This window comes from Bradyrhizobium neotropicale, from assembly GCF_001641695.1.
GTDB lineage: Bacteria > Pseudomonadota > Alphaproteobacteria > Rhizobiales > Xanthobacteraceae > Bradyrhizobium > Bradyrhizobium neotropicale.
The window spans coordinates 101,655-128,292 of record NZ_LSEF01000090.1; the positions used below are offsets into that span (position 1 = coordinate 101,655).

The 26,638-nt window shown below is 65.2% G+C and carries 21 protein-coding genes; 12 read left to right on the forward strand and 9 right to left on the reverse strand.

Annotation, left to right across the window (positions count from 1 at the left end; genetic code table 11):
* The first annotated feature begins 56 nt into the window (after positions 1-56).
* The gene (locus AXW67_RS29585; protein ID WP_063680965.1) at positions 57-1,160 is read left to right on the forward strand and encodes a DUF2336 domain-containing protein; all 1,104 of its coding nucleotides are present in this window, start codon (positions 57-59) and stop codon (positions 1,158-1,160) included.
* Between the two features lie 9 nt (positions 1,161-1,169).
* Here AXW67_RS29585 and AXW67_RS29590 read toward each other — a convergent pair whose 3' ends face one another.
* Entirely contained in the window at positions 1,170-1,808 is a 639-nt protein-coding gene (locus AXW67_RS29590; RefSeq protein ID WP_063680732.1) for an NrsF family protein, read from the reverse strand.
* 2 nt (positions 1,809-1,810) lie between these two features.
* Positions 1,811-2,356: a sigma-70 family RNA polymerase sigma factor gene (locus tag AXW67_RS29595; RefSeq protein ID WP_063680733.1), complete on the reverse strand. Its 546-nt coding sequence runs from the start codon at positions 2,354-2,356 to the stop codon at positions 1,811-1,813.
* A gap of 277 nt (positions 2,357-2,633) precedes the next feature.
* Here AXW67_RS29595 and AXW67_RS29600 point away from each other — a divergent pair, with 277 nt between their 5' ends.
* From AXW67_RS29600 to AXW67_RS29630, 7 genes are all read left to right on the forward strand, one after another.
* Positions 2,634-3,287, forward strand: coding sequence for a hypothetical protein (locus AXW67_RS29600; RefSeq protein ID WP_063680734.1), 654 nt, complete (start codon positions 2,634-2,636; stop codon positions 3,285-3,287).
* A gap of 103 nt (positions 3,288-3,390) precedes the next feature.
* Complete coding sequence (locus tag AXW67_RS29605) at positions 3,391-4,170, forward strand: enoyl-CoA hydratase (protein ID WP_063680735.1); 780 nt, start codon at positions 3,391-3,393, stop codon at positions 4,168-4,170.
* Positions 4,171-4,373: 203 nt separating this feature from the next.
* The gene (locus tag AXW67_RS29610; protein ID WP_145927957.1) at positions 4,374-5,804 is read left to right on the forward strand and encodes a TolC family outer membrane protein; all 1,431 of its coding nucleotides are present in this window, start codon (positions 4,374-4,376) and stop codon (positions 5,802-5,804) included.
* Between the two features lie 103 nt (positions 5,805-5,907).
* On the forward strand, positions 5,908-6,876 hold the full coding sequence (locus AXW67_RS29615; protein ID WP_161491308.1) for an alpha/beta fold hydrolase: 969 nt from the start codon (positions 5,908-5,910) through the stop codon (positions 6,874-6,876).
* 34 nt (positions 6,877-6,910) lie between these two features.
* Positions 6,911-7,330, forward strand: a complete 420-nt coding sequence (locus AXW67_RS29620; protein WP_027550441.1) for a hypothetical protein — start codon at positions 6,911-6,913, stop codon at positions 7,328-7,330.
* A complete protein-coding gene (locus AXW67_RS29625; RefSeq protein WP_063680736.1) occupies positions 7,323-8,423 on the forward strand; it encodes a hypothetical protein in 1,101 nt (366 codons plus the stop codon). Before AXW67_RS29620 ends, AXW67_RS29625 begins: the two co-directional genes overlap by 8 nt.
* The gene (locus AXW67_RS29630) at positions 8,413-8,745 is read left to right on the forward strand and encodes a hypothetical protein (RefSeq protein ID WP_063680737.1); all 333 of its coding nucleotides are present in this window, start codon (positions 8,413-8,415) and stop codon (positions 8,743-8,745) included. The genes AXW67_RS29625 and AXW67_RS29630 overlap by 11 nt, the downstream gene beginning before the upstream one ends.
* 10 nt (positions 8,746-8,755) lie before the next feature.
* Here AXW67_RS29630 and AXW67_RS29635 read toward each other — a convergent pair whose 3' ends face one another.
* Positions 8,756-10,354 carry an FAD-binding oxidoreductase gene (locus AXW67_RS29635; protein WP_063680738.1) on the reverse strand — a complete coding sequence of 533 codons (1,599 nt, stop codon included), beginning with the start codon at positions 10,352-10,354 and terminating at the stop codon, positions 8,756-8,758.
* A 205-nt stretch (positions 10,355-10,559) separates the two neighbouring features.
* On the opposite strand from AXW67_RS29635, the gene AXW67_RS29640 reads away from it, so the two are divergent.
* Positions 10,560-11,522 (forward strand): amidohydrolase family protein, encoded by a 963-nt coding sequence (locus AXW67_RS29640; protein WP_063680739.1) that lies wholly within the window; start codon positions 10,560-10,562, stop codon positions 11,520-11,522.
* A 5-nt stretch (positions 11,523-11,527) separates the two neighbouring features.
* Here AXW67_RS29640 and AXW67_RS29645 read toward each other — a convergent pair whose 3' ends face one another.
* The 3 genes from AXW67_RS29645 to AXW67_RS29655 all read right to left on the reverse strand — a co-directional run bounded on the left by AXW67_RS29645 (position 11,528) and on the right by AXW67_RS29655 (position 17,475).
* Positions 11,528-14,644 carry an efflux RND transporter permease subunit gene (locus AXW67_RS29645; protein WP_027550436.1) on the reverse strand — a complete coding sequence of 1,039 codons (3,117 nt, stop codon included), beginning with the start codon at positions 14,642-14,644 and terminating at the stop codon, positions 11,528-11,530.
* A gap of 30 nt (positions 14,645-14,674) precedes the next feature.
* On the reverse strand, positions 14,675-15,919 hold the full coding sequence (locus tag AXW67_RS29650) for an efflux RND transporter periplasmic adaptor subunit (RefSeq protein ID WP_027550435.1): 1,245 nt from the start codon (positions 15,917-15,919) through the stop codon (positions 14,675-14,677).
* Between the two features lie 143 nt (positions 15,920-16,062).
* Entirely contained in the window at positions 16,063-17,475 is a 1,413-nt protein-coding gene (locus tag AXW67_RS29655) for a CoA transferase (RefSeq protein ID WP_063680740.1), read from the reverse strand.
* Positions 17,476-17,531: 56 nt separating this feature from the next.
* Here AXW67_RS29655 and AXW67_RS29660 point away from each other — a divergent pair, with 56 nt between their 5' ends.
* Together AXW67_RS29660 and AXW67_RS29665 are read left to right on the forward strand one after the other, a co-directional pair.
* On the forward strand, positions 17,532-17,819 hold the full coding sequence (locus AXW67_RS29660; protein WP_027550433.1) for a hypothetical protein: 288 nt from the start codon (positions 17,532-17,534) through the stop codon (positions 17,817-17,819).
* 279 nt (positions 17,820-18,098) lie between these two features.
* Positions 18,099-18,869, forward strand: a complete 771-nt coding sequence (locus AXW67_RS29665; protein ID WP_063680741.1) for an SDR family NAD(P)-dependent oxidoreductase — start codon at positions 18,099-18,101, stop codon at positions 18,867-18,869.
* A 258-nt stretch (positions 18,870-19,127) separates the two neighbouring features.
* On the opposite strand, the gene AXW67_RS29670 is transcribed toward AXW67_RS29665, so the two are convergent.
* The 3 genes from AXW67_RS29670 to AXW67_RS29680 are packed head-to-tail and all read right to left on the reverse strand — an operon-like array spanning position 19,128 to position 24,953.
* On the reverse strand, positions 19,128-22,652 hold the full coding sequence (locus AXW67_RS29670) for an error-prone DNA polymerase (RefSeq protein WP_063680742.1): 3,525 nt from the start codon (positions 22,650-22,652) through the stop codon (positions 19,128-19,130).
* Positions 22,649-24,229: a Y-family DNA polymerase gene (locus AXW67_RS29675; protein ID WP_063680743.1), complete on the reverse strand. Its 1,581-nt coding sequence runs from the start codon at positions 24,227-24,229 to the stop codon at positions 22,649-22,651. The genes AXW67_RS29670 and AXW67_RS29675 overlap by 4 nt, the downstream gene beginning before the upstream one ends.
* Positions 24,129-24,953, reverse strand: a complete 825-nt coding sequence (locus AXW67_RS29680; RefSeq protein WP_051310488.1) for an ImuA family protein — start codon at positions 24,951-24,953, stop codon at positions 24,129-24,131. The genes AXW67_RS29675 and AXW67_RS29680 overlap by 101 nt, the downstream gene beginning before the upstream one ends.
* Positions 24,954-25,190: 237 nt before the next feature.
* Between AXW67_RS29680 and AXW67_RS29685 the strand changes: the two genes are divergently transcribed.
* A complete protein-coding gene (locus AXW67_RS29685) occupies positions 25,191-26,588 on the forward strand; it encodes a UdgX family uracil-DNA binding protein (RefSeq protein ID WP_063680744.1) in 1,398 nt (465 codons plus the stop codon).
* The last annotated feature ends 50 nt before the right edge of the window (positions 26,589-26,638 follow it).

The following is a 26,638-nucleotide window of genomic DNA, read 5'->3' on the forward strand; positions in this document are numbered from 1 at the left end:
TTCCATTGCCGCCGGTCGCGCAGAAGCCGCCGGACCAAACGCTCCAGGACAGGGCTATGAGATCCAAATCCGCCAAGCCTTCCGAAAACCTGCTCGATGAATTGCAGGCCGCGCTCTCGCACGGCACGGTCGCACGCCGGGTGGAGACGCTGCGCCGCGTCACCGACCTCTTCATCAACAACGCGGTGGATTATTCCGACCAGCACGTCCGCCTGTTCGATGACGTGTTCCAGTGCCTGGTCGAGCGGATCGAGACCTCGGCCAAGGCGCTGCTCGCCGACCGCCTCGCCCCGATCGGAGCTGCGCCGCCAAGGATCATCCGCACGCTGGCACTCGACGATGTCATCGACGTCGCCGGTCCTGTGCTGTCGAAGTCGGAACGGCTGGACGAGGCCACCCTGATCGAGATCGCGCGCAGCAAGAGCCAAGCCCACCTCAAGGCAATTTCGTTGCGGCGGGTGCTCTCGGACGCGCTCACCGACGTGCTGGTGGCGCGCGGCAACGACGACGTGGTGCAGTCGACCGTCGCCAATCCGGGCGCCCGGTTCTCCGAGGGAAGCCTTACGGACCTCGTCACGCGCGCCGAGCGTGACGACGACCTCGCCACCTGCATCGGCCTGCGGCCCGACCTGCCGCGCCATCATTACCTGAAGCTGGTCGCGAAGGCTTCGCTGAGCGTGCGCAGGAAGCTCGAGGCCGCCAATCCGGAGCTTGCCGGCGAAGTCGCCAGCGTGGTTCAGGAAGCGACCCAGCGCGTCCGCGCCGCCGCCATGACCAGGCAGACCGAGATGGCGCGCGCGCTGGTGAAGTCGCTGCACGAGGACGGCCGCCTCAACGAATACCAGGTCATGACCTTTGCCGAGCAGGGCAAGTTCGACGAGACCAACGCCGGGCTGGCGGCGCTCGCAGGCGTCGCGGTCGAGACCGCCGAGAACATGATGGTCGAGAGCCGCAACGAGGGTGTGATGATCCTCGCCAAGGTCGCGGGCATGTCGTGGTCGAGCGTGCGCGCGATCATCGCCATGCGCGAAAAGCTGTCCGGCGGTGCACAGACGGACATGCTGACGCTGCGGGATACCTACGATGCCTTGCGTAGCTCCACCGCGCAGCAGGTGCTGCGCTTCCATCGCATGCAGCAGAACACGACGTCGCTGGCCTGAGCCGGCGCGCTAGTAGCGCAAGACCTTCGATCCCGCGAGCGCGCCGACCGCGGTCACGAGCGCGGTCGCAATCGTGTACCAGGTCGCGACGAACAGCGGCGAGTCGTCGGTGCAGTGCGAGGCATAGAGCGTCGCGGCGAGCCCCGCCGACAACATGCCGGCCAGCGCGCCGGCGAGCGCGGGACGCGACGGTGCGCCGTGGCGCAATCCGAACAGCGCGCCGGCAAGCAGCGGCAACGACATCGCAGGGATCGCCGACAGGCAGACCCTGGAGTTCTTGCCCACCATCCGCAACGTCATCGGCATCGCAGGCGCCATCATCATCTCGCCGCCGATCGCGACCGCAAGCAGTCCGACGGGAAGCAGCAGCAGCCAGCCCCAGCCGCGCATCAAGGCTTCAGGACGCGACAGATGCAGGCTGATGATGATCGCGGGGATCGCGAGCGACAACGTCACCGCGAACTTCATGTCGAAGAACGGGTTATGCATCGCGCTCATCACATCGGGCCGCACGCCGAGGAAGGTCGCGAAGATCAGGATCGACAAGGGAGCCGCCACCAGCAGCGCCATCGTCAGCACCGCGCCGACGCGCGGCGCGCGATGGGCATTGTCGGCGGCGAGCGTGCGAATGAGTTGATCGGTATCCATGACTAACGGTCCCGCAGTTTGGCCGTGAGCGCGGCAAGGCCCCGATGCAGCGCGACGCGCACCGCACCTTCGCTCATCGAGAACTTTGCCGCCGTGTCCTTGATCGAGGCGCTATCGACCGCGATCGACTGCAGGACGTCACGCTGGCGCTGCGGCAGGGTGTTGAGTTGGGTCGCGACCTCGCTCGCCGAAGCCGTCTCCTGCGGCGCCTCGCCAGGCAGCGTCTCGGCGAAATCGTCGATGTTGACGAAGATGCGCCTGCCGCGTCGCCGGAGAGCGTCGATCAGCTTGTTGCGGGCGATCGCGAACAGCCAGGGGGCGAAGGGGGCCTCGCTATCCCAGGTGTGCCGCTTCAGATGCACCGCCAACAGAATGTCCTGCACGATATCCTCGGCCTGGTCGGGAGGCTGCCCGGCCCGCGCCAGGCCGCGCCTCGCGGCAGCGCGCAGCACAGGCGTGATCGCCCTCAACAGGCGTTGATACGCCGCATCATCGCCTGCCATGGCCGACCGCATCAGGCCGGTCCACTCGTCCTCACGTCCGCGCACGCGCGCCCCTCACCATGCAATTCGGCCGTTCTTTCAATTTGTTACGCCCGCACCTCACGATCACGAAGTCGTGATCGATGCGCCATCCCCGTCCGCAAAGGCCCGGGAGGCTCATAACACCGATCGCTCCCGCTGGCACCCGGCGGCAGCCCGCGAGGCGGCGGTTTGCCCCGTTTTTGCCCGGTGTAGCCCGAAGATTCCCATTTTCCGCCCCGCTGTGGTCACGCGCCGGCGTCTCTGTTCGCCCCGGGACGGGCCAATTGGGGAGATCGTCAACATGATGAAAGCCAGCGGGCGCGCGGCCTTGATTCTTCTGGCCGGACTTTTCTTGCTGTTCGGAGGCGCTGCACAGGCCGCGCCGGATGCGACCACCAAAACGGACAGCGCGAGCAAACAGGCCGACGAGGTCAAGCCCAGCAAGCACCGGCGCCACGCCTCGCACCGCAGCAGCAGCAAGACGGAAAAATCCGCCGACGACAAGGCCGACAAGAAGGACACGGCAAAGGCAGCCGATGCAAAGACCAACAGCGACGCGCCGGCCTCCAGCCAGATGCCGCCGACCGTCGCCAATGCCAACGCGCAGCTCGCTGCCGCCGACACCCCAACCGCCGCCGCGGCCACCGCGATGACCAACCGGGCCAACGACAATGTCCAGGCTGCCGCCGACGACTCAGCCGCCCCCGGTGCCGAGAACCAGGTGGTTGCGCCTGACCAGCTCAACGACGTCGATCGCGCCCTGCAACAGGACAACCCGCCCGCGCAGAAGGCGGTGATTGCCGCCACCGACGCGCAGCCGCGTCCGGCGCCGGTGATGGCCGCGAGCAGCCAGCAGAGCTCGGCCTGGGACCAGAGCTCCCTGATCGGCAAGATCTTCATCGGGTTCGGCGCGTTCCTGACGCTGGCGTCAGCCGCGCGCATGTTCATGGCCTGACGACCTGTTCCGGGCGCGCCACCCGCGCGTCCCGCCTTTGGCCCCTTGAAGCCCACCGCGCCAGCGGGCAAATTGCCCGCTCAATCAAAAGCGTGGGTGGAGCATGAGCACGTTCGAACACATCATCGTCGAAAGCAAAGGCGCGGTCGGCATCGTCAAGCTGAACCGGCCGAAGATGCTCAATGCGCTCTCGTTCGGCGTCTTCCGCGAGATCGCGGCAGCCGTCGACGATCTCGAGGCCGATGACGCCATCGGCTGCATCGTCGTGACCGGCAGCGACAAGGCCTTTGCCGCCGGCGCCGACATCAAGGAGATGCAGCCGAAGGGCTTCATCGACATGTTCTCCGAGGATTTTGCCGCGATCGGCGGCGACCGCATCGCGCGCTGCCGCAAGCCGACGATCGCCGCCGTCGCAGGCTACGCGCTCGGCGGCGGCTGCGAGCTCGCGATGATGTGCGACATCATCATCGCGGCCGACACCGCAAAGTTCGGCCAGCCCGAGATCACGCTCGGCACCATTCCGGGCATCGGCGGCACACAGCGCCTGACCCGCGCAATCGGCAAATCCAAGGCGATGGATCTCTGCCTCACCGGTCGGATGATGGACGCGGCGGAAGCCGAGCGCTCCGGCCTCGTCAGCCGCATTGTGCCCGCCGACAAGCTGATGGACGAGGCGATCGCTGCCGCCGAGAAGATCGCCTCGATGTCGCAGCCTGCCGCCGCGATGGCCAAGGAGGCGGTGAATCGCGCCTTCGAGACCACGCTCGCCGAGGGCATGAGCGTCGAGCGCAACCTGTTCCACGCGACCTTCGCGCTCGAAGACCGCTCGGAGGGCATGGCCGCGTTCATCGAGAAGCGCAAGCCGGTGAACAAGAACCGGTAGGGCAAGCACCGGCAAGGGAAGCACCGGTAAGGCTGGTGTAAGGCTTCAGCCGCTTCCTATGGAATCGCTGTGACGCAGCTGCAACAAGCACGGATTTCATGGGGGTATTGCCCGCGGCAGTTTGCCTGCGGGACCGGCGCTGGTTAAACAGGTATGAGGGCCGCCGTCGGCGGGGGCGGACAGCCGGGGTTTTGCGGGAATACATGATTGGGCATGCCGCCAGAGCTGGTCGCGTCGTGACGCGACATCGATCGGGCGTCGGTCCTGTCTTGGCGACATGGACCGCGCTGGCACTTTGCTGTGCCCTGCCCGCAACTGCCGGCGCAGAGGCCCTGCCCGAGGCCCTGGTCAAGGCCTACCAGACCAACCCGCAGCTCAATGCCGAGCGGGCCCGTCAACGCTCAACCGACGAGAACGTGCCGCAGGCGCTGGCCGGCTACCGGCCGCAGATCGTGGCGAGCCTGAGCGCCGGCCTGCAGACGGTGCGCAACCTGCTGCCCGACAATACCATCCAGACCGCGACGCTGAAGCCCTGGACCATCGGCGTCACCGTGACGCAGACCCTGTTCAATGGCTTCCGGACCGCCAACAACGTGCGGGTCGCAGAGCTCCAGGTGCAGTCGGGCCGCGAAGCGCTGCGCAATGTCGGCCAGGGTGTGCTGCTCGACGCTGTCACGGCCTACACCAATGTGCTCGCCAACCAGTCGCTGGTCGAGGCACAGCGCTCCAACGTCGCCTTCCTGCGCGAGACGCTCGCCGTCACCCAGCGCCGCCTCAATGCCGGCGACGTCACCCCCACCGACACCGCGCAGGCCGAGGCCCGCCTCAACCGCGGGCTCTCCGATCTCAACGCCGCCGAAGTCGCGCTTGCGGTAAGCCAGGCGACCTACGCGCAGGTGATCGGCAATCCGCCCGCGCAGCTTCGCCCTGCCGAGGTCGTCGACCGCTATCTGCCGAAGAGCCGCGAGGATTCGATGGCGATGGCGATCCGCGAGCATCCGGCGGTGATGGCCGCCGGCTTCGACGTCGACGTCGCCTCGACCAATATCCGCGTTGCCGAAGGCGCGCTGCTGCCCAGCGCCAGCATTCAGGGCAGCGCCAGCCGCAGCCGCGACGCCGACCCGTCACTCAGCACCTTTGCCACCGACCAGGCCTCGATAGTCGCCAACGTCACCGCGCCGATCTATGACGGCGGCACGGCCGCCTCACAAACCCGGCAGGCCAAGGAGGTCACGGCGCAAAGCCGGCTCGTGCTCGACCAGGTCCGCAACCAGGCGCGCACCGCCGCGGTCAGCGCCTGGGTCGCCAATGAAGGCGCCAAGATCGCGGTCTCGGCTTCCGAGTCCGAGGTGAAGGCGGCGACGGTCGCGCTGCAAGGCGTGCAGCGCGAGGCCGCCGGCGGGCAGCGCACCACTGTCGACGTTCTGAACTCGCAGGCCGACCTGATCCAGGCCAAAGCGCGCCTGATCGGCGCGCTGCGCGACCGCGTCATCGCCTCCTACACGCTGCTCAGCGCCGTCGGCCATCTCGACGTCAAGACCTTGAACCTGAGCACGCCGGACTACCTGCCCGAGGTGCACTACCACCAGGTCCGCGACGCCTGGCACGGGCTGCGTACGCCGTCGGGGCAGTGATTCATTAACTGCACTAGCAGTGCGCCTGCACTTTGCGGCTGGCTCGCTGCTCTACCTCCGCTAGAGTATCCGCCACATATTCGCGTCGGTCTGCCGAGGCCATTTGATCTCCAGAATTCTTCGCGGCGCGGCCAAACTGTGCCTGATCGTTGTGTTGCTGATCGTCGCCGCTATCGCGGCATTTCGGATTGCAGCGGCCGCGCGCGAGACGGCGGGCCGCGGCGATCTCGCGCCGTCGACCGGGCATTGGGTTGCGACCCGCTCCGGCGATGTCTTCATCCAGGAGAAGGGGCCCGCGAGCGGCACGCCGGTCGTGCTGTTTCACGGCACGGCCGCCTGGAGCGAACTATGGCGCGCGACGACCGATGCGCTTGCGGCCGCCGGCTATCACGTCATAGCGCTCGACCTCCCGCCGTCCGGCTTTTCGGACCGGCCCGGCAGCTACACGCGACAGGATCAGGCCGAGCGGGTGAACGACGTGCTGGCACGGCTCGATGCGCAGCCTGCCATCATCGTCGGACATTCCTTCGGCGCGGGAGCGGCGACCGAACTGGTGCTGCACTTTCCCGAGCGTGTGCGCGCGCTCGTGCTGGTCGACGCGGCGCTCGGCCTGATGGCGACGCCATCGGACGCGCCGGCGCTGCTGCAGCCGAAATGGCTGCGCGAAATACTGGTGTCGCTGACCGTCACCAATCCCTTTGCGACAAAGATGCTGCTGAAGTCGCTGATCGCGAAGAAGGAGCGCGCGCGGCCCGAATACGTCGAAATCCTGCAGCGTCCCCTCACCCGGCAGAACAGCACGTCCGACGTCGCCGACTGGCTGTATTATTTCGCTGGCTCGGATCGCGGCGCAGAGAGTGCCGACCGCAGCGCCTATCCACGGCTGAAACGGCCCGTCGCCATCCTCTGGGGCGAGATGGACACGGTGACGCCGCTCGAGCAGGCGCGCGATTTGAACGCCCTGCTGCCGCAGGCGCACTTAACCTTGCTGCCGGGGCTCGGCCACATCCCTCAGATCGAGGATCCCCAAACCTTCAACGACGCCCTGCTCAAGGCGCTTGTGACACTCTAGACTTGGAAAGATTCGAGAGGCCACCGGAGAGACCATGGACATCATCAGATTGTGCGCCTTTGGCTATGCGGCGCTGCTCGGCTTCGTGATCCTGACCGGTTACATCCCCCTTTTCATCGACCAGAACGACATGATCTTCGGTCTGTTCCGCCGCACCTGGTACGCCGATGGCTTGCATCTGGTCTCCGCGCTCTGGGCGCTGGCGGCAGCGCTGACCTCGCGCCGTGCATCCGAACTGTTCTTCCAGCTCTTCGGCGTCTTTTATTTCGCTGACGGCGTGCTCGGTCTCCTCACCGGCTCCGGCTATCTCGACTTCGGCATCCTCATAAATGGCGTCCTGAACCTGCCGCTCTCGACCCGGATCTTCGCCAACGCGCCGCATCTCGGCCTCGGCGGCGTCGCCATCCTGATCGGCTATCTGCTCGTCCCGCGCACGCGCCCGGTCCATGCTTAAGCGCCTGCGCCGCTTCATACTGACGCTGCTTGCGCTGGTCGCCGTCGCGATCCTCGTGCCGCTCGCCTATATCGAGGGGACCTGCCAGCCCACGTCGCAAGCTGCTCCAGCGGCGACGGCCGCGAGCGCGCTGCCGCCGATCACGGAGAAAGGCTACCGCCGGCCGCTCGACAACACCTATTTTACCTTCCCGGAATGGTACATCGTCTATTCCTTCGAGGATTTCGGCCGCTTCCTCGATCACTCCACCGAAAGCCAGTTCGGCTATCTCCGCCACATCCTCGGCTTCTGGCGCAGCTTCTGCACCATCAACCGTGCGATGCCGGCCGCAACGGAGTCCCGCTTCGACGTCAAGCTGATGATCTATGTGATCGGGATCAGCTACTCGACCGAATACGCCATCAAGGGATTTTACGAGAACACGGTCGGCCGCCTGTTCGAATGGATCCGCGGCGATCACCTGACGCCGCAGGACGAATATGCACGCACGGTGCTGCAGGACTACGCCGCGTTCCTCTACACCGTGCCCTGGTTCAAATATCCGTTTCGCGACAAGCTCGATGGTCTCGAGGCGATCTCGGCGCCGACGCCGAGCAATTGGCGCACCCGGGAGCGCGACTTCGCGCTCGGCACCGAATATTTCATCAAGATCGGCTACGCGCGCGCGATCCAGGCCGCGCTCGATGCCTCCGATGACGACGAGCCACGCGACATCATGTTCGTCGTGCAGACGCTGCCGCCGGAGACGCTGGCCGCGGAGCCGCGCATCACGCCGATCCGCAACCTCTCGCCCGACTGGCAATTGGTGCAGGCCCCACGCTACAAGGCCCTGACGGAAATCCTGAGCAAGCTGCTGGACGGCGGTCACGGCCTCGCCGAGATCGCCGGCAATCACGACATCCTCATCACGGTGATCGCGCCGAAAGATGCGGTGCTCGACGTTTCCGACACGACGGAACTATTTTCGCTGGATCTCGACGCCAAGCCCGGCTTTCGCCGGGCCGGCCTCAAGGCTAGGATCGACCGGCTGATCGAGATCAAGCGCGGGTTGACGGCGAAGGGTGTGAGCCTTGAGCACTTCTATGATTACTAGCCGGACAGGACTGCGCCCGCTCGGCAGGATCGCACTTGCGATCCCGCTCGTCGTCGCCGGCTGGCTCGTGCTCGTCGTCGCCCTCACCTTCGGAACTTCACCGGGCCGCTCGCTGGCCGTGATCGGGCCGCAGGCGCAGGCGATTGCGGCGGTCGCGAGGGCCAACGGGCGCGTGCTGGCGTCCAGCGCCTATGTCACGATCGCCAGCTCCGACGCCGCCGACTTCGTCAGCCGGCTCTACAATGCGGGCGCCCTGCTCGTGCTCGATGCCGAACAGGCCGGTGGCTGCAACGGGCTTGCGCCACGCCGCGAGCGAAGCTGACACACTCAGCTCACGAGGCGTATTTCTGGTACATCGTGTTGGTGAACAGCCCCGCCGGGTCATATTTGCGCTTGGCAGCAAAGAAGTCGTCGATCTGCGGATAGGACTTCTTGAGCTGCTCGCGCGAATAATAGAGCTGATACGGCAGAAAGAAACGCCCCTCATTGGCGATGGTGAGATCAATCAGCTCTTCCGTCGTCTTCTTCATGCGGCGGTTGCCCTCGTCGTCGGCGGGCTGATTGATATAGAGCACCAGCGAAAAGGCGGGCTCCGGGGAATAGGTCAGGAAGTTATCTTCCTTGTGGACGACACGCACAGATGCATTCAGCAGGTTGGTGTTGTTGGCGAGCATGATCTTGCGCATGCCGTCGACGAAGGCGACGAAGTTTTTGCGCGGGATGAAGTATTCGTGGAGAATGTCGGTCTCATCCGGCAGAGCGTTGCGCAAGTACGGCACGGAATCATGCATGGGATTGTTGCGGCTGACGAGGCAGGCTTCGCCCGACGCGATCGCCTGGGCGCGGGTTACCGTGCAGCTCTCCATCCGGTGCTCGATATGCTTCTCGGACAGCCACTTCAGCTCCTGGAAGAATGGCCCCTGCTTGGACAGGTTGATCGTGAGGCGCCTGAGCTTCGTGCTGCTGACCTCGCCCAGCGCCTCGATCGCGAAATCGCTGCCGTCGGCCTTGGTGTAGGTGTAGAGCAGCATTTCCTGCAAGAAACTGCTCGGCGCGGTCGAGAGGTGACCGTACATCAGGCCGATATTGGTGTCGTTCTCGATCTCGCCGGAGAACAGCGCGGGAAACGCCTTATAGTCGAGCACGCGGCGGCCGGTCTGATAGACTGTGTTGTCGGCGATATCGAGCTCGGCCTCGACGATGACGCCGAACAGGCCGTAGCCTCCGACCACGAGGTTGAACAGTTCCGTGTTCTCCGTCGGCGAGACGGTCCGGATCGAGCCGTCGGCCAGCATGACCTTCATCGCCTTGATCGAGCGCGCCAGCGCGCCAGCCTGGTGATCCATGCCGTGGGCATTGACCGAGATCGAACCGCCGACGCTGAAGATGTCGGTCGACTGCATGGCGCGCACGGCAAAGCGCGGATGCAGCGCGATCTGGATGTCGTGCCAGGTCGCGCCCGGCTGCACGGTGACGCTGCGCGCGGCCTCGTTGAGCGTGATGCGGTTGAACGCGCGCATGTCCAGAACGATGCCGCCCTTGCGGAAGGCCTGCCCGCCCATGGAGTGGCGCACGCCCGCCGTCGTGATCGGCAGCTTGTTGTCGCGGGCAAACGCCAGTGTCCTGGCGATATCGTCGACGCTGTGCGCCTCGACCACGCCATAGATTTCGGTGCGGTTGAGACAGCTCGCATCGTTGATGCTGCCGCCGAGCTGCGACCATTTCACGCCCGGAAGCGGCGCGATCGCCCTCACCTTGTCCAGATCGATCTTGCCCTGCTCGCCAATATCCTCCGCCGCCCGGCAATCCTTCGGCCCGGTGGGGTCGGCCGCCAGCGCCTGCAATTTGCGGAAGCCGTAGACGCCGAACAGCGCGACAAGCACGGCCGCGGCGGAGACGCCTGTTTTGAATTTTCCAAAAGATTTTTGCATGAAGTGATTCCGGTGGGAGGATGATGATCCGGGCGCGCGGATCATTAGTCAAACCGGCCGTCGCCGGGTTCAATGCCGCGATCCTGCCGGCCAAATCCTGAAGAACTCCTTGCAACGCTCACCAGCCATGCGGCGGCGAGACGAAGAAGGCCCCGAGCGGACGTGATAATCTCCCCAATCAGAACAATAAGCGGGGAGAGAAATCATGCTCAACCGACGCAGCGTCCTGCTTGCATCCCTTGCCGCCGGAGTAGCCATGACCAGCAAAGCCCACGCCAAGGCGGCGCAGCCCGCGACGCCGGTCAATTTCGACGTCCCGCTGCACGCCTGCGACTGCCACACCCATATCCATGGCGATCCCGAGAAGTTTCCGTTCTTTGCCGGACGCGTCTATACGCCGGAGCTGGCGTCGCCGGATGAGATGGCGGCGCTGCACAAGGCGCTGCGTATCGAGCGCGTGGTGATCGTGACGCCGAGCGTCTACGGCACCGACAACGCCTCCACCCTGTTCGGCATGAAGGCGCGCGGGGCGGCCGCACGCGGGGTGGCCGTGATCGACGACAAGACCACGGAAGCCCAGCTCGATGCGATGCAGCAGGATGGCTTCCGCGGCATCCGCATCAATCTTGCTACCGGCGGCATCAGCGATCCCAATGTCGGCCGGGCCCGCTTCACCGCGGCGATCGAGCGCATGAAGGCGCGCGGCTGGCACGTGCAGCTCTACACGACGCTGCCGATGATCACGGCAATCAAGGATCTCGTGCGGGCCGCCCCCGTGCCGGCCGTGTTCGACCATTTCGGCGGTCTCGAGGCCTCGCTCGGGCTGGAGCAGCCGGGATTTGCCGACCTGATCGAGCTCGTCAAATCCGGCAAGGCCTATGTGAAGATCTCCGGGGCCTATCGCTCGTCAAAGCTCGCGCCCGATTATCAGGACATGGTGCCCTATGCGCGGGCGCTGATCGCGGCGAATCCGGACCGCATCGTCTGGGGCACCGACTGGCCGCATCCGGATTCGAGTCGCGTCGAGGGGCGCAAGGCCACCGACATCGCGCCGCTCTACCAGATCGACGACGGCCGGCTACTCAACCAGCTTCCGATCTGGGCGCCGGACGCGGACGTGCGCAAGAAGATCCTGGTCGATAATCCGGCGCGGCTCTACGGGTTCTAACGCTCTCAGCGCGCGCGGCGCGAGAAGAAGGAGATCAGCACCGGCAACGTCACCAGGATGACGACCGGCGCCAGCATCATGCCGGTGACGACGACGACCGCCAACGGCTTCTGCACCTGCGAGCCAATGCCTTCCGACAACGCGGCAGGAAGGAGGCCGACGCCAGCGACCACGCAGGTCATCAGCACGGGCCGAAGCTGCAGCTCGCCGGTCCGGACCACCGCGGTCATGCGGTCCATGCCTTCTTCGATGAGCTGGTTGAACTGCGAGATGATGATGATGCCGTCCATCACGGCGATGCCGAACAGCGCGATGAAGCCGATCGCCGCCGAGACGCTGAACGCCGTGCCTGTGATGACGAGCCCGAGCACGCCGCCGAAGATCGCCATCGGGATCACGCTCATCGCCAGCAGCGTGTCGGTCATCGAGCTGAAATTGAACCAGAGCAGGATGGCGATCAGCGCCAGCGAAATCGGCACCACGATCGACAGCCGCCGAATCGCGTCCTGGAGGTTGCCGTACTCACCAACCCATTCCATGTGGGAGCCGGGCGGCAACTGCACCTGGTCGGCAATCTTCTGCTGCGCCTCGCGGATCGCGCTGCCGAGGTCACGCTCGCGCACCGAGAACTTGATCGGCAGGTAACGCTCCTGCTGCTCGCGATAGATGTAGGCGGCGCCGGAGACGAGGCTGATGGTTGCGACCTCGCTCAGCGGGATCTGCGTGACGGTGCCGTTCGGCCCGGGCGCGCCAATACGCAAATTCTGGATCGCCTCGGCGCTCTTGCGGTATTCCGGCGCAAGGCGGACGATGATCGGGAAATGGCGATCGCTTCCGGGCTCGTAGAGGTCGCCCGCGGTGTCGCCGCCGATCGCGACCTTGATGGTGGCGTTGATGTCGCCGGGCGCAAGGCCATAGCGCGCGGCCTTGGCGCGGTTGATGTCGATCTGGATGGTCGGCTGTCCGAGCGATGTGAACACCGCAAGGTCGGTGACGCCCTGCACGGTCGCCAGCACCGATTTGATCTTGTTGGCGGTGTCGGTCAGCGCCTTGAGATCGCTGCCGAACAGCTTGATCGAGTTCTCGCCCTTCACGCCGGAGACGGCTTCGGAGACGTTGTCCTGGAGATATTGCGAGAAGTTGAACTCGACGCCGGGGAAGCGGTCGTCGAGCTGCTTGAGCAATTGCGCAGTCAGCTCTTCCTTGTCATGCGTGCCAGGCCACTCGCTCGCGGGCTTGAGTGGCGCGAAGAACTCGGCGTTGAAGAAGCCGGCCGCGTCGGTGCCGTCATCGGGGCGGCCGTGCTGCGACACGACGGATTCCACCTCGGGCCGGCTGCGGATCAGCTTGCGCATCTCGTTGACGTAGGTGTTGCCCTCCTGGAGCGAGATGGTCGGCGGCAGCGTGGCGCGGATCCAGAGATTGCCCTCTTCCAGCTTGGGCAGGAATTCGAGGCCGAGCAGGCGGCTGAGCGCCAGCGTCATCACGACGATGCCGATCGCGCCGCCGAGCACGATGGTGCGGTTGGCGACGGCCCAGTTCAGCACCGGCATGTAAATCCGGTGCAGGAACAGCATGACCTTGGTCTCGGTCTCCTGGACATGCGCGGGCAGGATGATCGCGGACAGCGCCGGGGTCACCGTGAAGGTCGCGAGCAGACCGCCGGCGAGCGCATAGGCATAGGTGCGCGCCATCGGTCCGAAGATGTTGCCCTCGACGCCCGAGAGCGTGAACAGCGGGAGGAAGGCCGCGATGATGATCGCGGCGGCAAAGAAGATCGAGCGCGAGACGTCGGCCGCAGCGCTGAGGATGGCGTGGCTCTTCATGCCGAACAGCGTCTCGTTCGACACCTGCTCGAATTCGGACAGCGGCGTGGTCTGGGTCAGGCGGCGGAAGATCGCCTCCACCATGATGACGGTGGCGTCCACGATCAGGCCGAAGTCGATCGCGCCGACCGACAACAGGTTCGCGGATTCCCCGCGCAGCACCAGGATGATCACCGCGAAGAACAGCGCGAACGGAATGGTGGCGCCGACGATCAGCGCGCTGCGTAAGTCGCCGAGGAATATCCACTGCAGCAGCACGATCAGCAGGATGCCGACCACCATGTTGTGCAGCACCGTGTGGGTGGTGAGGTCGATCAGGTCCTTGCGGTCGTAGATGCGCTCGATGCGCACGCCGGGCGGCAGGATGGACGAATTGTTGATCTGGTTGACGAGCTGCTCCACGCGCTTGATGGTCGGCGTGCTCTGCTCGCCGCGGCGCATCAGGACGATGCCCTGCACGATGTCGTCGGCATCGTCGAGGCCGGCGATGCCGAGCCTGGGCTTTTCGCCGACCGTCACGGTCGCAACGTCCTTGACCAGCACCGGATTGCCCGAGGTCTGCGCGATCATGGTGTTGGCGAGATCGTCGATCGAGCGGATCAGGCCGACGCCGCGCACCACCGCCGACTGCGAGCCGATGTTGACGGTGTTGCCGCCGACATTGACGTTGGAGTTGCTGACCGCCTGGAGCACCTGCGGCAGCGTCAGCCCGTTGGCCATCAGCTTGTTGAAGTCGACCTGCATTTCGTAGGTCTTGGTCTTGCCGCCCCACCCGGTGACGTCGATCACGCCGGGCACGGCGCGGAAGCGGCGCTGCAGGATCCAGTCCTGGATGGTCTTGAGGTCGAGCACGCTGTAGTTCGGCGGGCCGACGAGGCGATAGCGGAAGATTTCGCCGATCGGGCTCAAGGGCGAGATTTGCGGCTGCACGTTGCCGGGCAAGGGCGCGAGTTGCGCCAGCCGGTTCAGGACCTGCTGCAACGCCTCGTCATAAGTGTAGGCGAAGGAAAATTGCAGTTTGACGTCGGAGAGGCCGTAGAGCGAGATGGTGCGGATGGTCGTGAGGTTCTTCAGCCCCGCGACCTGGGTCTCGATCGGGATCGTGATGTAGCGCTCGATCTCTTCGGCCGACAGCCCCGGACTCTGCGTCACGATGTCGACCATCGGCGGGGTCGGATCGGGATAGGCCTCGATGTTGAGCTGGTTGAACGCGATCAGGCCCCCGATCAGCACGGCGACGAACATGCCGACCATCAGGTAACGCCGATTGACGGCAAGGGCGACGAGGCGATCCATTCAGGTCTTCGTTATGCTTGGGGTCGTCGATCAGCTACCGGACGCCGCGCGGTCGATGAACAGGCTGCCCTTGGTGATGATCTGCTCGCCGGGCTTCAGGTTGCTGGTGACCTCGACGAGGTCGCCATTGACGAGGCCGATCTTGATCTGGCGCAGCTCGACCGACTTGTCCTCGCGGGCGACCCAGATGCGCACCTGGTCACCCTCGTAGATCAGCGCCTGCTTCGGCACTGCGGGCGCGGCGCGGTCGCCAGCCGAGTAGATCGTGACATTGGCGAACATCTCCGGCTTGAGCATGCCGTCCTTGTTGTCGATGGTGGCGCGCACCAGCAGCCGGCGGGTGTTGGGGTCGATCGCGGCGGCGACGTAGTTGATCTTGGCGGTCAGCGGACGGCCCGGCAGCGCCATCACGTTGACGGTGATGTCCTGCCCGATGCACACCGATGCCGCGTCGCTCTCGCGCACGAAGGCAGTGAGCCAGACGGTGGAGAGATCGCCGATCACGAAGACCGGATCGCTGGCGCCGGAATTGACGTACTGGCCGGGACCGATCTTGCGTTGCACGACCGTACCGGCGATCGGCGAATAGATCGTGATCTCCGGATTGATGCTGCCCTTGTCCTGGAACGCCTTGATGGCCTCGTCGGTGAAGCCGAGGATGCGCAGCTTGTTGCGCGCGGCTTCCAGCGCCGTCACCGAGGAACGCATGTCGTTCTGCGCCTGGACCTGAGTCGCTTCCGCCTGCTGATAGTCCTTCAGCGGGATGGCGTGGCCCTCATAAAGATCCTTGGCGCGCTTGAACTGGATGTCGGAAAGCTCGAGCGAGGACTTCGCCTTGTTCTGCGAGGTCATCGCCGCGATGAAATCGTTCTGGGCCTGCACGGTATCGGCGGCCTCGATCGTGAACAGCGGTTGACCTTGCTTGACGCTCTCGCCCGGCTTCACCAGCAGCTTGGTCACCCGGCCCGCATAGGGCGAGAACACGGGGGTCGAGCGGTCTTCATCGACCGCGACCTTGCCTTCGGTGACATATTCGGCCCGGAAGGATTTGGCCTTGACCGGCTCGATCGTCAGCGTCGCCCATTCGGACGGCGTCGGCGTGAAATTCTGCGCATTCCTGCGCGACTGGCTGGAGATTTCGGAGTGGCTCTTCTCCTTGCCCCCCACAGCGACGAAGCCATAGGCGCCGGCCCCGGCAAGTAGCAGTAAAACTACGGATGTGATCATCCGTTGCTTTGTAAGCACCTGCAATCGCTTGGTATTTTCAACTACCATGGGGCCCGGTCATGTCTGCGATGATATCGGCAACTGACCGCGTCATCGGTTGCGCTAATAGTGCCGAATTGGGATTTCAGACAACCTAAAAACGCAGGTCGCCCTTCGGTTTACTGTTAAAATTTTGCGATGTCAGCTTCGTGTCAGCTACCGGCCGGCCACTGTGCCCGATGGCTGCCGAGCGGCATCGCCGGGCGGCTCCATTGCGCCGGCGTGTTCGACAGCAGCGCCGAATGCCTCACCGCTTTCAACGTGCCGAAGCCAGATGGCATGGCATCGATGAACGCCAGATGTACGGCGTCCCCCGTAATATCCGGGGCCTTCAGCCCGTCCTCGAGCCGGCCGAGATTCCACAGCCAGCGCCCGGTCTGCGCCAGCGACACGCGCACGTGCCAGCTCCCGCCTTCGCGCGCCTGGCGGGCCTTGGCCATCATCGCGCCGAACGCCATCAGATAGCCGGTGGCATGGTCGAGCATCTGCGCCGGCAATTCCTTCGGCCCTTCGAGGCCAGCGGCCTGTCCCTCGGCATGGTTGAAGCCGGTCGTGGTCTGCACCAGCGAATCGAAGCCGCGCCGCTCGGCCCAGGGGCCGGCATGGCCATAGGCCGACAGCGTCACGTAGACGATGCCAGGATTGATCTCTGCTGCATCCTGCGGCGAAAAGCCGAGAGCGGCGAGCGCGCGCGGACGATAGCCTTGCGAGAATATGTCGGCCTCTTTCAAGAGCTCGCGCAATTGCGCCCGCCCCGCTTCGCTCTTCAGCTCGACGAACGTAGTGAGCTTGCCGCGGCCGGTGTCGATGGTGAGCCATGGAATTGCCGGCAGCTCGGGCCCCGACACCAGCAGCACATCCGCGCCGTGCGCAGCGAGGGTGCGGCCTGCGACGGGACCTGCGATGACGCGGGAGAGATCGAGCACACGAAGGCCGGCGAGCGGACGATCGCCCTTGGATGATCCCTTGGGCCAAGGCCTCGGCGGGGCCTCGCCGATCTTCTCGATCGAGACCAGCGGCAGTTCGGCGAGCGCACGCGCCTGCGGCAGTGCCGACCACTCCTCGTAGGAGCGCATCAGGGCGACGACGCCGCCGGCGGCATAGGCCGCGGTCTCGAAATCGGCGCCCTTCCATTGCATCAGCGCGGCCTGCACCTTCTCGCGCTCCGGCTCGCAGGCCAGCACCGTGCAGACGGCGTCGCGATGATGCGGGAAGTTGGTGTGGCAGCGGACGAAGCGGTTGTCGCCGGTCTTGTAGACGCCGGCGATGGCGTCCCAGGCTGGTGGCGGCGGCTGGTCATCGACGCGCAAATAGCGTTCGGAACGGCATTCGACGACGGCATGGCGCATGTCGACGGAGACGTCCTGCGCCTCGCCGCTGCGCAGCCGCCAGATCTCGGCGGCTGCGAGGCCCGCGGCCGCAACGCTGGCCTGGCCTGCGGCGGCGACACGAAACGAGGACGGGATTTGCGGCTCCTCGCCGGTGAGCCGCACTCGCGCGAGTGCGGCCATTTCGCCGCCAGCGGAGGTCCAGATGTCGCGGAGAATGCCGGCAGGGCTTTGCATGGCTGCTTCTCTCCCTTAGTTTTCACGACCATCCCACGATCGCAGAAAGGACTGCAATGGCCGCCATCGATCCCCTCACCGCGGGCGCCGTGTTCGTTGCGACGGCAGCGACCGACGCGGTCTACGTGATGTTCACATCCGCCATCGTCGCGCGCAAGCGCGTGCCCGCCGCGACCTGGAGCGCGATCTGGTACCTGCTCTCGTCCTACGCCGTGATCAGCTACACCGAAAACGCCCTCTATGTCGCTTTCGCGGCGGCCGGCTCCTGGGTCGGCGCCTACGCCTCGCTGACCTTCCTGCACCGCCCGCCCGGCGGCCCGCCGGTGGGCGCCGCGCCGGAGTAAGTGGTGGTCGATTTGAGAACTCGTAGGGTGGGCAAAGCGAAGCGTGCCCGCCGCTTTCGTGCTCATTGAAGAATGGTGGGCACGGCGCTGACGCGCTTTTGCCCACCCTACAACTGCTTCAACTTCGTCATTGCGAGCGCAGCGAAGCAATCCAGAGTCCTTCCGCGGCGGCAGTCTGGATTGCTTCGTCGCCTCGCTCCTCGCAATGACGGCGTGGAGGCTTCTGCGCATCTCCTGAAACGGCTACACTCCCTGCGACTAACAAAAAGGAGCCCAACAATGGATCTCGGTCTCAAAGGAAAAACTGCCATCGTGCTGGGCGGCACGCGCGGCATCGGGCGGGCGATTGCGACAACGCTGGCCGGTGAAGGCGCTGATGTCGCGGTGTGCGCGCGCAACGCCGATCAGGTTGCGGCAACCGTCGCCGAGTTGAAGGCGAGCGGGATTCGCACGACCGGCGGCCCGGTCGACGTCACCGACGGCGCGGCCCTGAAAGCCTGGATCGAGGGCGTCGCAAAGGAGCTCGGCGGCATCGACATGCTGTTCTCCAATGCCGGTGCAATGGCGCAAGGCGCGGATGCCGCATCGTGGGAGCAGAATTTCCGGCTCGACGTGCTCGGCGCTGTGCATGCATTCGACGCCGCGCGGCCGTTCCTCGAGGCAAGCGGCGAGAAAAGCGGCGATGCCGCCTTCGTCATCATCTCCTCGGTCTCGGCGGCGCAGGCCGACCAGGCAAGCTCCTACGGCCCGGTCAAGGCGGCGCTGATCCACATGGCCAAGGGGCTGGCGCGGCAATACGCAAAGAAGAGGGTCCGCGTCAACGTGGTGTCGCCGGGCACCGTCTATTTCAAGGGCGGCGTCTGGAACACGGTCGAGCAGAACATGCCGAAGCGCTACGAGGATGCGCTCGCCCGCAATCCGACCGGACGCATGGCCACGCCGCAGGAAATCGCCAGCGCAGCGGTGTTTCTCGCAAGCCCGGTGTCGTCGTTCACCACGGGGTCCAATCTCGTCGTCGACGGCGGGATCTCGAACCGGGTGAATTTTTAGAGGCGGGCATCATCGCGCCGCTCGCTCCGACGTCATGGCCGGGCTTGACCCGGCCATCCACGCACTGCTGCGCACGCTGAAAGCCGTGGATGCCCGGGACAAGCCCGGGCATGACGACTGAGGATGTGGCGCACAATCGTTGCAGCGAACTCGTCATTGCGAGCGCAGCGAAGCAATCCAGATTGTCGCCGCGGAAAGATTCTGGATTGCTTCGCTGCGCTCGCAATGACGGTGTGGCGATATTCTGCGTGACGTCCCTCAATGAAAATCCCGCGACGGCGGCAGGATGCGGACATCGCGCGGGTGGCGGATTTTCTGTGCGGGCGTATCGACGTGGTCGCGGCGGTCGTCGTTGAGGGGCTCGATCAGGGCGGCGCCGGCCGGCACCGGACGCTTGCGGCTCAAGGCATCATTGGTGAGCCCGATCAGATCGTGCGAGCGGTCGATCATGCGCTGCGCGATGAGATGCGTCACCTTTTCGGGGCTGCTCTGGATATAACCCTCGACCAGGATGAGGCGCGCGCCCATCACTTCCTTGCGGTAACGCTCCATGATCTTGGGCCACACCACGACATTGGCGATGCCGGTTTCGTCCTCCAGCGTCATGAACACGACGCCGCTGGCGCTGCCCGGCCGCTGCCGCACCAGCACCACACCGGCACAGCGGACCCGGCGCCGCTCGTTCTCATGACTGACGTCCTTGCAGGCGACGACGCGCTCCCGCATGAACATCTCGCGCAAGAATTCCATCGGATGGCCCTTCAGCGACAGGCGGATGGTCTGGTAGTCCGCGACCACCTGCTCGGCGCGCGGCATCACCGGCAAAGGTCTTGCGCCCTCATCCGGCTGCTCGCGCGCGACGGCGGCCTCGAACAGCGGCAGCGGCACGTCGTCAGGCAGGCGCCGCACCTGCCACAGCGCCTCGCGGCGGTCGAGCCCGAGCGAGCGGAACGCATCGGCATCGGCGAGCAGGATCAGCGCGCGCTTGGGCAGCCCCGTGTCGCGGGCGAAGTCTTCCAGTGAGGTGAAGGGGCGGCGTTTGCGAGCGGCGACGATGCGGTCGGCCCAGTCCTGGGGGGTCTCCGCATTGTTCTGAGCTGTCTCCACCCTGTCATTCCACATTGCGCAAGTGCGCAATGGGGGCGCGCGAAGCGCGAACCCGGAATCCATCGAGCCGCATACGCCTGGCGGAATGGATTCCGGGCTCGCGCCTTTCGGCGCGCCCCCATTGCGCACTTGCGCAATGTGGAATGACAGCTGAGAGCGTTTCAGCCTCTCCTCATCCTCGTCCAGCCAGTGAAACCCATCGATCTGGCGGAAGCCCAACCGCACGGCGCAATATTTGCCGTCGGTGTTCTCCAGCGTGTTCTGCGCGAAGCTGTAGGAGACGTCGATGTCGCGTACCTCGACGCCGTTCTTGCGGGCATCACTGACGATCTGTGCCGGGGCATAAAAGCCCATCGGCTGCGAGTTCAGCAAGCCGCAACAGAACGCGTCGGGGTGATAATGCTTCAGCCATGAGGAAATGTAGACGAGCTGCGCGAAGCTCGCGGCATGGCTCTCCGGAAAGCCGTAGCTACCAAAACCCTTGATCTGGTCAAAACAGCTCCTGGCGAAGTCGGGATCGTAGCCGCGCGCGACCATGTTGCCGATCAGCTTGTCCTCGTATTTGCCGATGGTGCCGACATTGCGGAACGTCGCCATCGAGCGGCGCAGGCCGTTGGCTTCCTCGGATGTAAAATGTGCGGCCTCGATCGCGATGCGCATCGCCTGCTCCTGAAACAGCGGGACGCCAAGCGTCTTGTGCAGCACCTTGTAGAGCTCGTCCTTGTCGCCATGCTCCGGTGACGGCGATGGATAGCTTACTTTTTCCTGACCGTTCCGCCGCCGAAGATAAGGATGCACCATATCGCCCTGGATCGGACCGGGCCGCACGATCGCGACCTCGATGACGAGATCGTAGAACGTCCGCGGCTTCAGGCGCGGCAGCATGTTCATCTGCGCGCGGCTCTCGACCTGGAACACACCGAGCGATTCCCCGAGGCACAGCATGTCGTAGACCTTGGGATCGTCCTGCTTGACGGTTGCCAGCTCCAAACGCTCGCCCTTGTGCTCGTCGATCAGGTCGAAGCATTTGCGGATGCAGGTCAGCATGCCCAGCGCCAGCACGTCGACCTTCATCATGTTGAGCGCGTCGACGTCGTCCTTGTCCCATTCGATGAAGGTGCGGTCGTCCATCGCGGCATTGCCGATCGGCACATAGGTGTCGAGCCGGTCCTGCGTGAGCACATAACCGCCAACATGCTGGGAGAGATGGCGCGGGAATTCGATCAGCTCGGTCGCAAGCTCGACCGCGAGGCTGATCATGGGATTGTGGGGATCGAGCCCGGCCTGCTTGACCTGCATGTCGTTGAGGCCCTTGCCCCAGCTTCCCCAGACGGTGTCGGCGAGCGCGGCGGTGACATCCTCGGTCAGGCCCAGCGCCTTGCCGACGTCGCGAATGGCGCTGCGCGGGCGGTAATGGATGATCGTCGCGATGATCGCGGCACGGTGGCGGCCGTAGCGACGGTAGACATATTGCATCACCTCCTCGCGCCGCGAATGCTCGAAATCGACGTCGATGTCCGGCGGCTCCAGCCGCTCCTTGGAGATGAAGCGCTCGAACAACAGATCGACCTTGGTCGGGTCGACCGAGGTGATGCCGAGCACGTAGCACACAGCCGAGTTTGCCGCCGAGCCGCGGCCCTGGCACAGAATGTTCTGGCTGCGCGCATAGTGCACGATGTCGTGCACGGTGAGGAAATAATGTGCGTATTTCAGCTCGGCGATCAGCGCGAGCTCTTTCTTCAGGGTAGCCCGCAGCTTGTCGTCGATGTTGCCGCCGAAATATTTCTGCACGCCCGCCCAGGTCAGGTCTTCCAGATGCCCTTGCGCCGTCTTGCTCGGCGGCACCGGCTCGTCCGGATACTGGTATTTGAGCTGGTCGAGCGAGAAATCGATCTTGTCCGCAAAGCGCATGGTCTCCACGATCGCGTCGGGGAAATCGCGGAACAGCCGCGACATTTCTCTGGGAGTCTTCAGAAACCGCTCGGCATTGGCTTCGAGCTTCCTGCCGACCGCCTCGATCGTGGTCTTTTCCCGGATGCAGGTCAGCACGTCCTGCAAGGGGCGGCGCGCGGGATGGTGATAGAGCACCTCGTTGGTCGCAAGCAGCGGCACCTTTGCCGTCGTTGCGAGATCGTCGAGCCGCGCGAGGCGACGCCGGTCGTCGCCGCGATAAAGCAGGCTCGCCGCCAGCCATACGCCCTCGGCGAGGCTCGCCTTGAGCTTGGCAAGGACATCCAGCGCCTTCGCCGGCTCGAAACGATGCGGCAGCGTCAGGACCAGAAGCTGGCCTTCCGAGAATTCAAGGAGATCGTCGAAGGCGAGATGGCACTCGCCCTTCTCGATCCGCGTGATGTCGTTGCCGCGCTTGCCCCTGGTGAGGAGCTGGCACAGCCGGCCATAGGCGGCGCGGTCGCGCGGATAGACCAGGATGTCGGGCGTGCCGTCGATGAAGACGATGCGCGCCCCGATCAGCAGCTTCGGCTTGTGCATCACCTCGGCATTGTCGAGCTCCTTGTAGGCGCGCACCACGCCGGCGAGCGTGTTGTGATCGGCAATGCCGATCGCGGGAATCCCCAGAATGCTTGCCTGATGCACATAGGCGCGCGGATCCGAGCCGCCGCGTAGGAAGGAGAAATTGGTGGTGATGCCGATCTCGGCATAGGCGGGCGTGTTCATGCGAAGAGACCGTGCACATACCAGTTGGCGGGAACAGGCTTGCCCTCCTCGTCCATGAGCTCGCTGTCGTAGAGGCCGTCGCGAAAGATCCAGAAGCGCAGGCCTTCGGCATCCTCGACGCGAAAATAATCCCGCGTGAGCTGCTTGCCGTCCTGCCGCCACCATTCCATGGCGATGCGCTCGGGCCCCTCCACCCGCACCACCGCATGCAGCGCGCGCCGCCAGGTGAATTGATGCGGCGCGCCGTCGGGCACGGTCGCGAACGGCACCTTGATCGGCTCCGGCCTGTCGAACAGCCGCAAGGGGCGCAGCGGCGGTTCGCTCTCGATGCGCGCCGGCCATTCGGCCTGCATGGCCGTGGCGAGATGGTGCTGCGCGGGTGCGGCCAGCACCGCGCGCTCCGGAATATGGGTGTCCTGCGGCAGGTGCACGACGACGCGCTTTCCCCCGATGCGCGCGGCGATGCGGTCGATCAGCGCGGCGAGTTCGTCATTGTCGTGGACATGGGCGTCGAGATCGCGCTGCTCCTGCACCACGATCTCGGTGCGGCTCGCCGACAGCCGCACCATGTCGAAGCCGAAGCCGGGGTCGAGGGGATCGGCGAGCGCATCGAGCCGCTCACGGAACAGCCGGTCGATGACGGCGCTTCGCGTCACCGGCCGCCCGGTCTCGACCATGATCGTGCGCACCACGCCATCGGTGCGGAAGAAGGCGGCTTCCAGCCGCCGCGCGCCCTTGCCCTGCTTCTCCATGGAGGTAACAAGCGTATCGGCGAGCCGCGACAGCGTCATCGCGATCATGGTGTCGGTCGCGATCGGCTCGGCAAAGCGCTTCTCCACGATGTAGTCGGGCAGCGGTTTGCGCGGATTGATCGGCGCATCGCCCTGCCCCAGCGCATGCGCGAGCAGCGTGGAGAACCGCGCGCCGAACCGCGCGGTGATCTCATGCGGCTCGCGCGAGGCGACATCGCCGATGGTTTTGAGCCCCGCACGGCGCAGGCCGGTGGTAATGGCATCAACCGCGCCGAGCGCGGACACCGGCAGCCGGCTGACCGCTTCCGCCTCCCCGCCATCGGCGACGATGGTGCCAGGTACCTGCCGCGTCAGCGTGCGCGCGCAGACCGAGGTGGCGGCGATCGCCGCGCTGACAGCAAAGCCTTGGCGCGCGAGCGCACGAACGAGCGTCTGCAACAGCGCGGCCTCGCCGCCGAACAGATGTGCGCAGCCGGTGATGTCCAGGAACAGCCCGTGCGGCGGATCGAGCGCCACCAGCGGCGTGAAGCGGTCGCACCAGTCGGCGATGTCGCTGAGCGTCTTTGTATCGGCCGCGATGTCCGCGTCGAACACCTTCAGATCCGGGCACATCGCCCGCGCATTCGCCAAGGGCAGGCCGATGTGCAGGCCGAGGCGCTCGGCGGCCTCGTCGAGCGCATGGATCACCAGCGCGTTGTTGTCCTTGGTGACGACGATGCTGGGATCACCCAGCCCGCCGTCGAAGAACCGCTTGATCCGGTCGATGGGCAGGCGCGGCAGCCACAGGCTGAGAATACGCCGACGGTTCACTGAACAGGCACTCATCACATTTCCATTCCATGATCCACCGGCCACACGGGCCATGACGATTGCGCAAGAGCTCGGCATCGAAGCGTGGTGCGCCCCAGGCATTCCACACCGAGCCCGGCGGCGAATGTGCCGCGCGCAACATCCATCGTGTCTCCGCAGTCGAGGGCAGCGGCTGCGCAGCCATCCGCAACAGGAGCCCGGTCACGCCCGAGGCCTGCGCGGCGAGCGTCAGCTTGCGGCTCGCCACGAGATCGAACTGCTTTGTCTCGCCCCAAAGCTCGAGCACGACGGCGCCGAGCGCATCGCAGGCGAGCGCGTCGGCCGACGTGCGCAGCGCGGTCTCGACATCGGCAGCGCGCACCATCACCACGCGGCGCGGGTCGAGGCCGAGCTCGGCCAGTCCGCTCATCGACAGCGCGCCCGTTTCAACTTCCGAAAAATCCTGCCGCACCCACAGCAGTGGCCGGCGCGCCGACACGCGTCCTGCGAGACCCATGACGAAGCCCGTCGCGGCGGTACCCTGCCGCCCCTCGCAAAACACCTCGTGGATCGCTGCGCGCGCGAGCCCGCCCTGCAAGGCCCGATCTGCTTCCGGGTGGCCGAGTGCCACGCAATCGCGATGATGCGCGGCCTCCGCCGTCTCGATGCGCTCGATCTGGCCGCGCAAGGTCGCAAGCGCGCTTGTACGTGCGGTGGCGCATGATCCGCCAAAATGAGAGCGGTTTGGCGACAAGATCATGCGCCCTCCCTAAAAAGAGGAGCGCGATCGGACGCAAAACCGGCGACCACTTTTGCTGATCGCGCTCCGCATGCTCGCCGCTCCTTCAGAGGTGATTGCCGTGGCTCTCAAAAAGAAAACCAGCGGCCGGCTCATTTGTTCATGATATGTTCTAATATAAAGCTAACGGCGCCCCTGGAGTCAATCGAATTGGTGCGTCCACGGATTCATGAGCAGAATCAATAGGATTCAGGTGCCATGTACCTCATCACTCTCGACAGCGAGACCGATTTCGACGGCTGGCGCAAAACCGCACGCGCGCTCGCACTGCATCACGTCGCGCCGGCGGACGTGACGTGGAGCGTGCAAGGCCCCATGAAGAGCGAGATGCCGCCCGGCCTGTGCGAGGCGCCAGGCCTTCCACCGATCGAGGCCGACAGCACCTTCAGCGTGCCCGCCGATTTCATCGAGCTCGCACGCGTCGCGATCCTGCATCGCGACGCTGAGCGCTTTGCGCTGCTCTATCGCCTGCTGTCGCGGCTGCGGAGCGATCACGATCTGCTCGGGACCAGAACCGATCCCGACGTCGCGCTGGCGACGGCAATGGCCGGCAGCGTGCATCGCGACGTGCAGCGGATGCGCGACGTCGTCCGCTTCCGCGAGATCGGACGCGAGCACAAGGCGCATTACGCCGCCTGGTTCATACCGGAGCATCACATCGTCGAATTTGCTGCCCCCTTCTTCGCGCGCCGCTATGCCGACATGCCATGGTCGATCCTCACGCCCGACATTTGCGCCCATTGGGACGGCCACGCGATCTCGTTCACGCCGGGGATCAGCCAGGCGGAGATGCCTGCCCCAAACCGGTTGGAGGATACCTGGCGCCGTCACTTCCGGCCGGACCAACCGATCGCACCGGAAGCGCCGAACAAGCGCCGGAGGAACCTGTCGGAAGCCTCGATACTTGAACCTCTGCTCTCTGATGCCGAACGCTGGACCGGCGGACGGATCAAACCGTCTCCGGAGCCGCCCATGAAGCGCAAATCCGCCGCCGACGATCTCGAAACGCTTCGCGAGGAAGCCGCCCACTGCCGTGCCTGCCCTCTCTACAGGGATGCGACGCAGACCGTGTTCGGCGAGGGTCCGAAGTCCGCCAATATCATGCTGGTCGGTGAGCAGCCCGGCGACAAGGAAGACCTCGCCGGCCATCCCTTCGTCGGCCCGGCCGGCCAGATGCTCGACCGCGCGCTGGACGAGGCCGGCGTCGACCGCAGGAAGGTCTACGTCACCAATGCGGTGAAGCACTTCAAATTTGTGCCGCGCGGAAAAATCCGCCTGCACCAGAAGCCGAACACACCGGAGATCCGGGCGTGCCGGCAGTGGTACGAGCGGGAACTGGCGGCAATCCAGCCCGATCTCGTCGTGGCCATGGGCGCCACCGCCGCCCAAAGCGTGTTCGGCAAGATCACGCCGGTCGGCAAGAACCGCGGCCGGCTGATCGACCTTGCCGACGGCCGCAAGGCCCTGGTGACGGTGCACCCGTCCTATCTGCTACGGCTGCCGGATCCCGAAGCCAAAGTGCTGGAATATCAACGTTTTGTCGAAGACCTGAAGATCGCTGCCGGCTTGCAGAAAAAAGCCGCCCGCGCCGCCTGACGGCTACCTGCACGCAATCGGCGGTGGAGAAGCCCCCGTCATTTCAATCG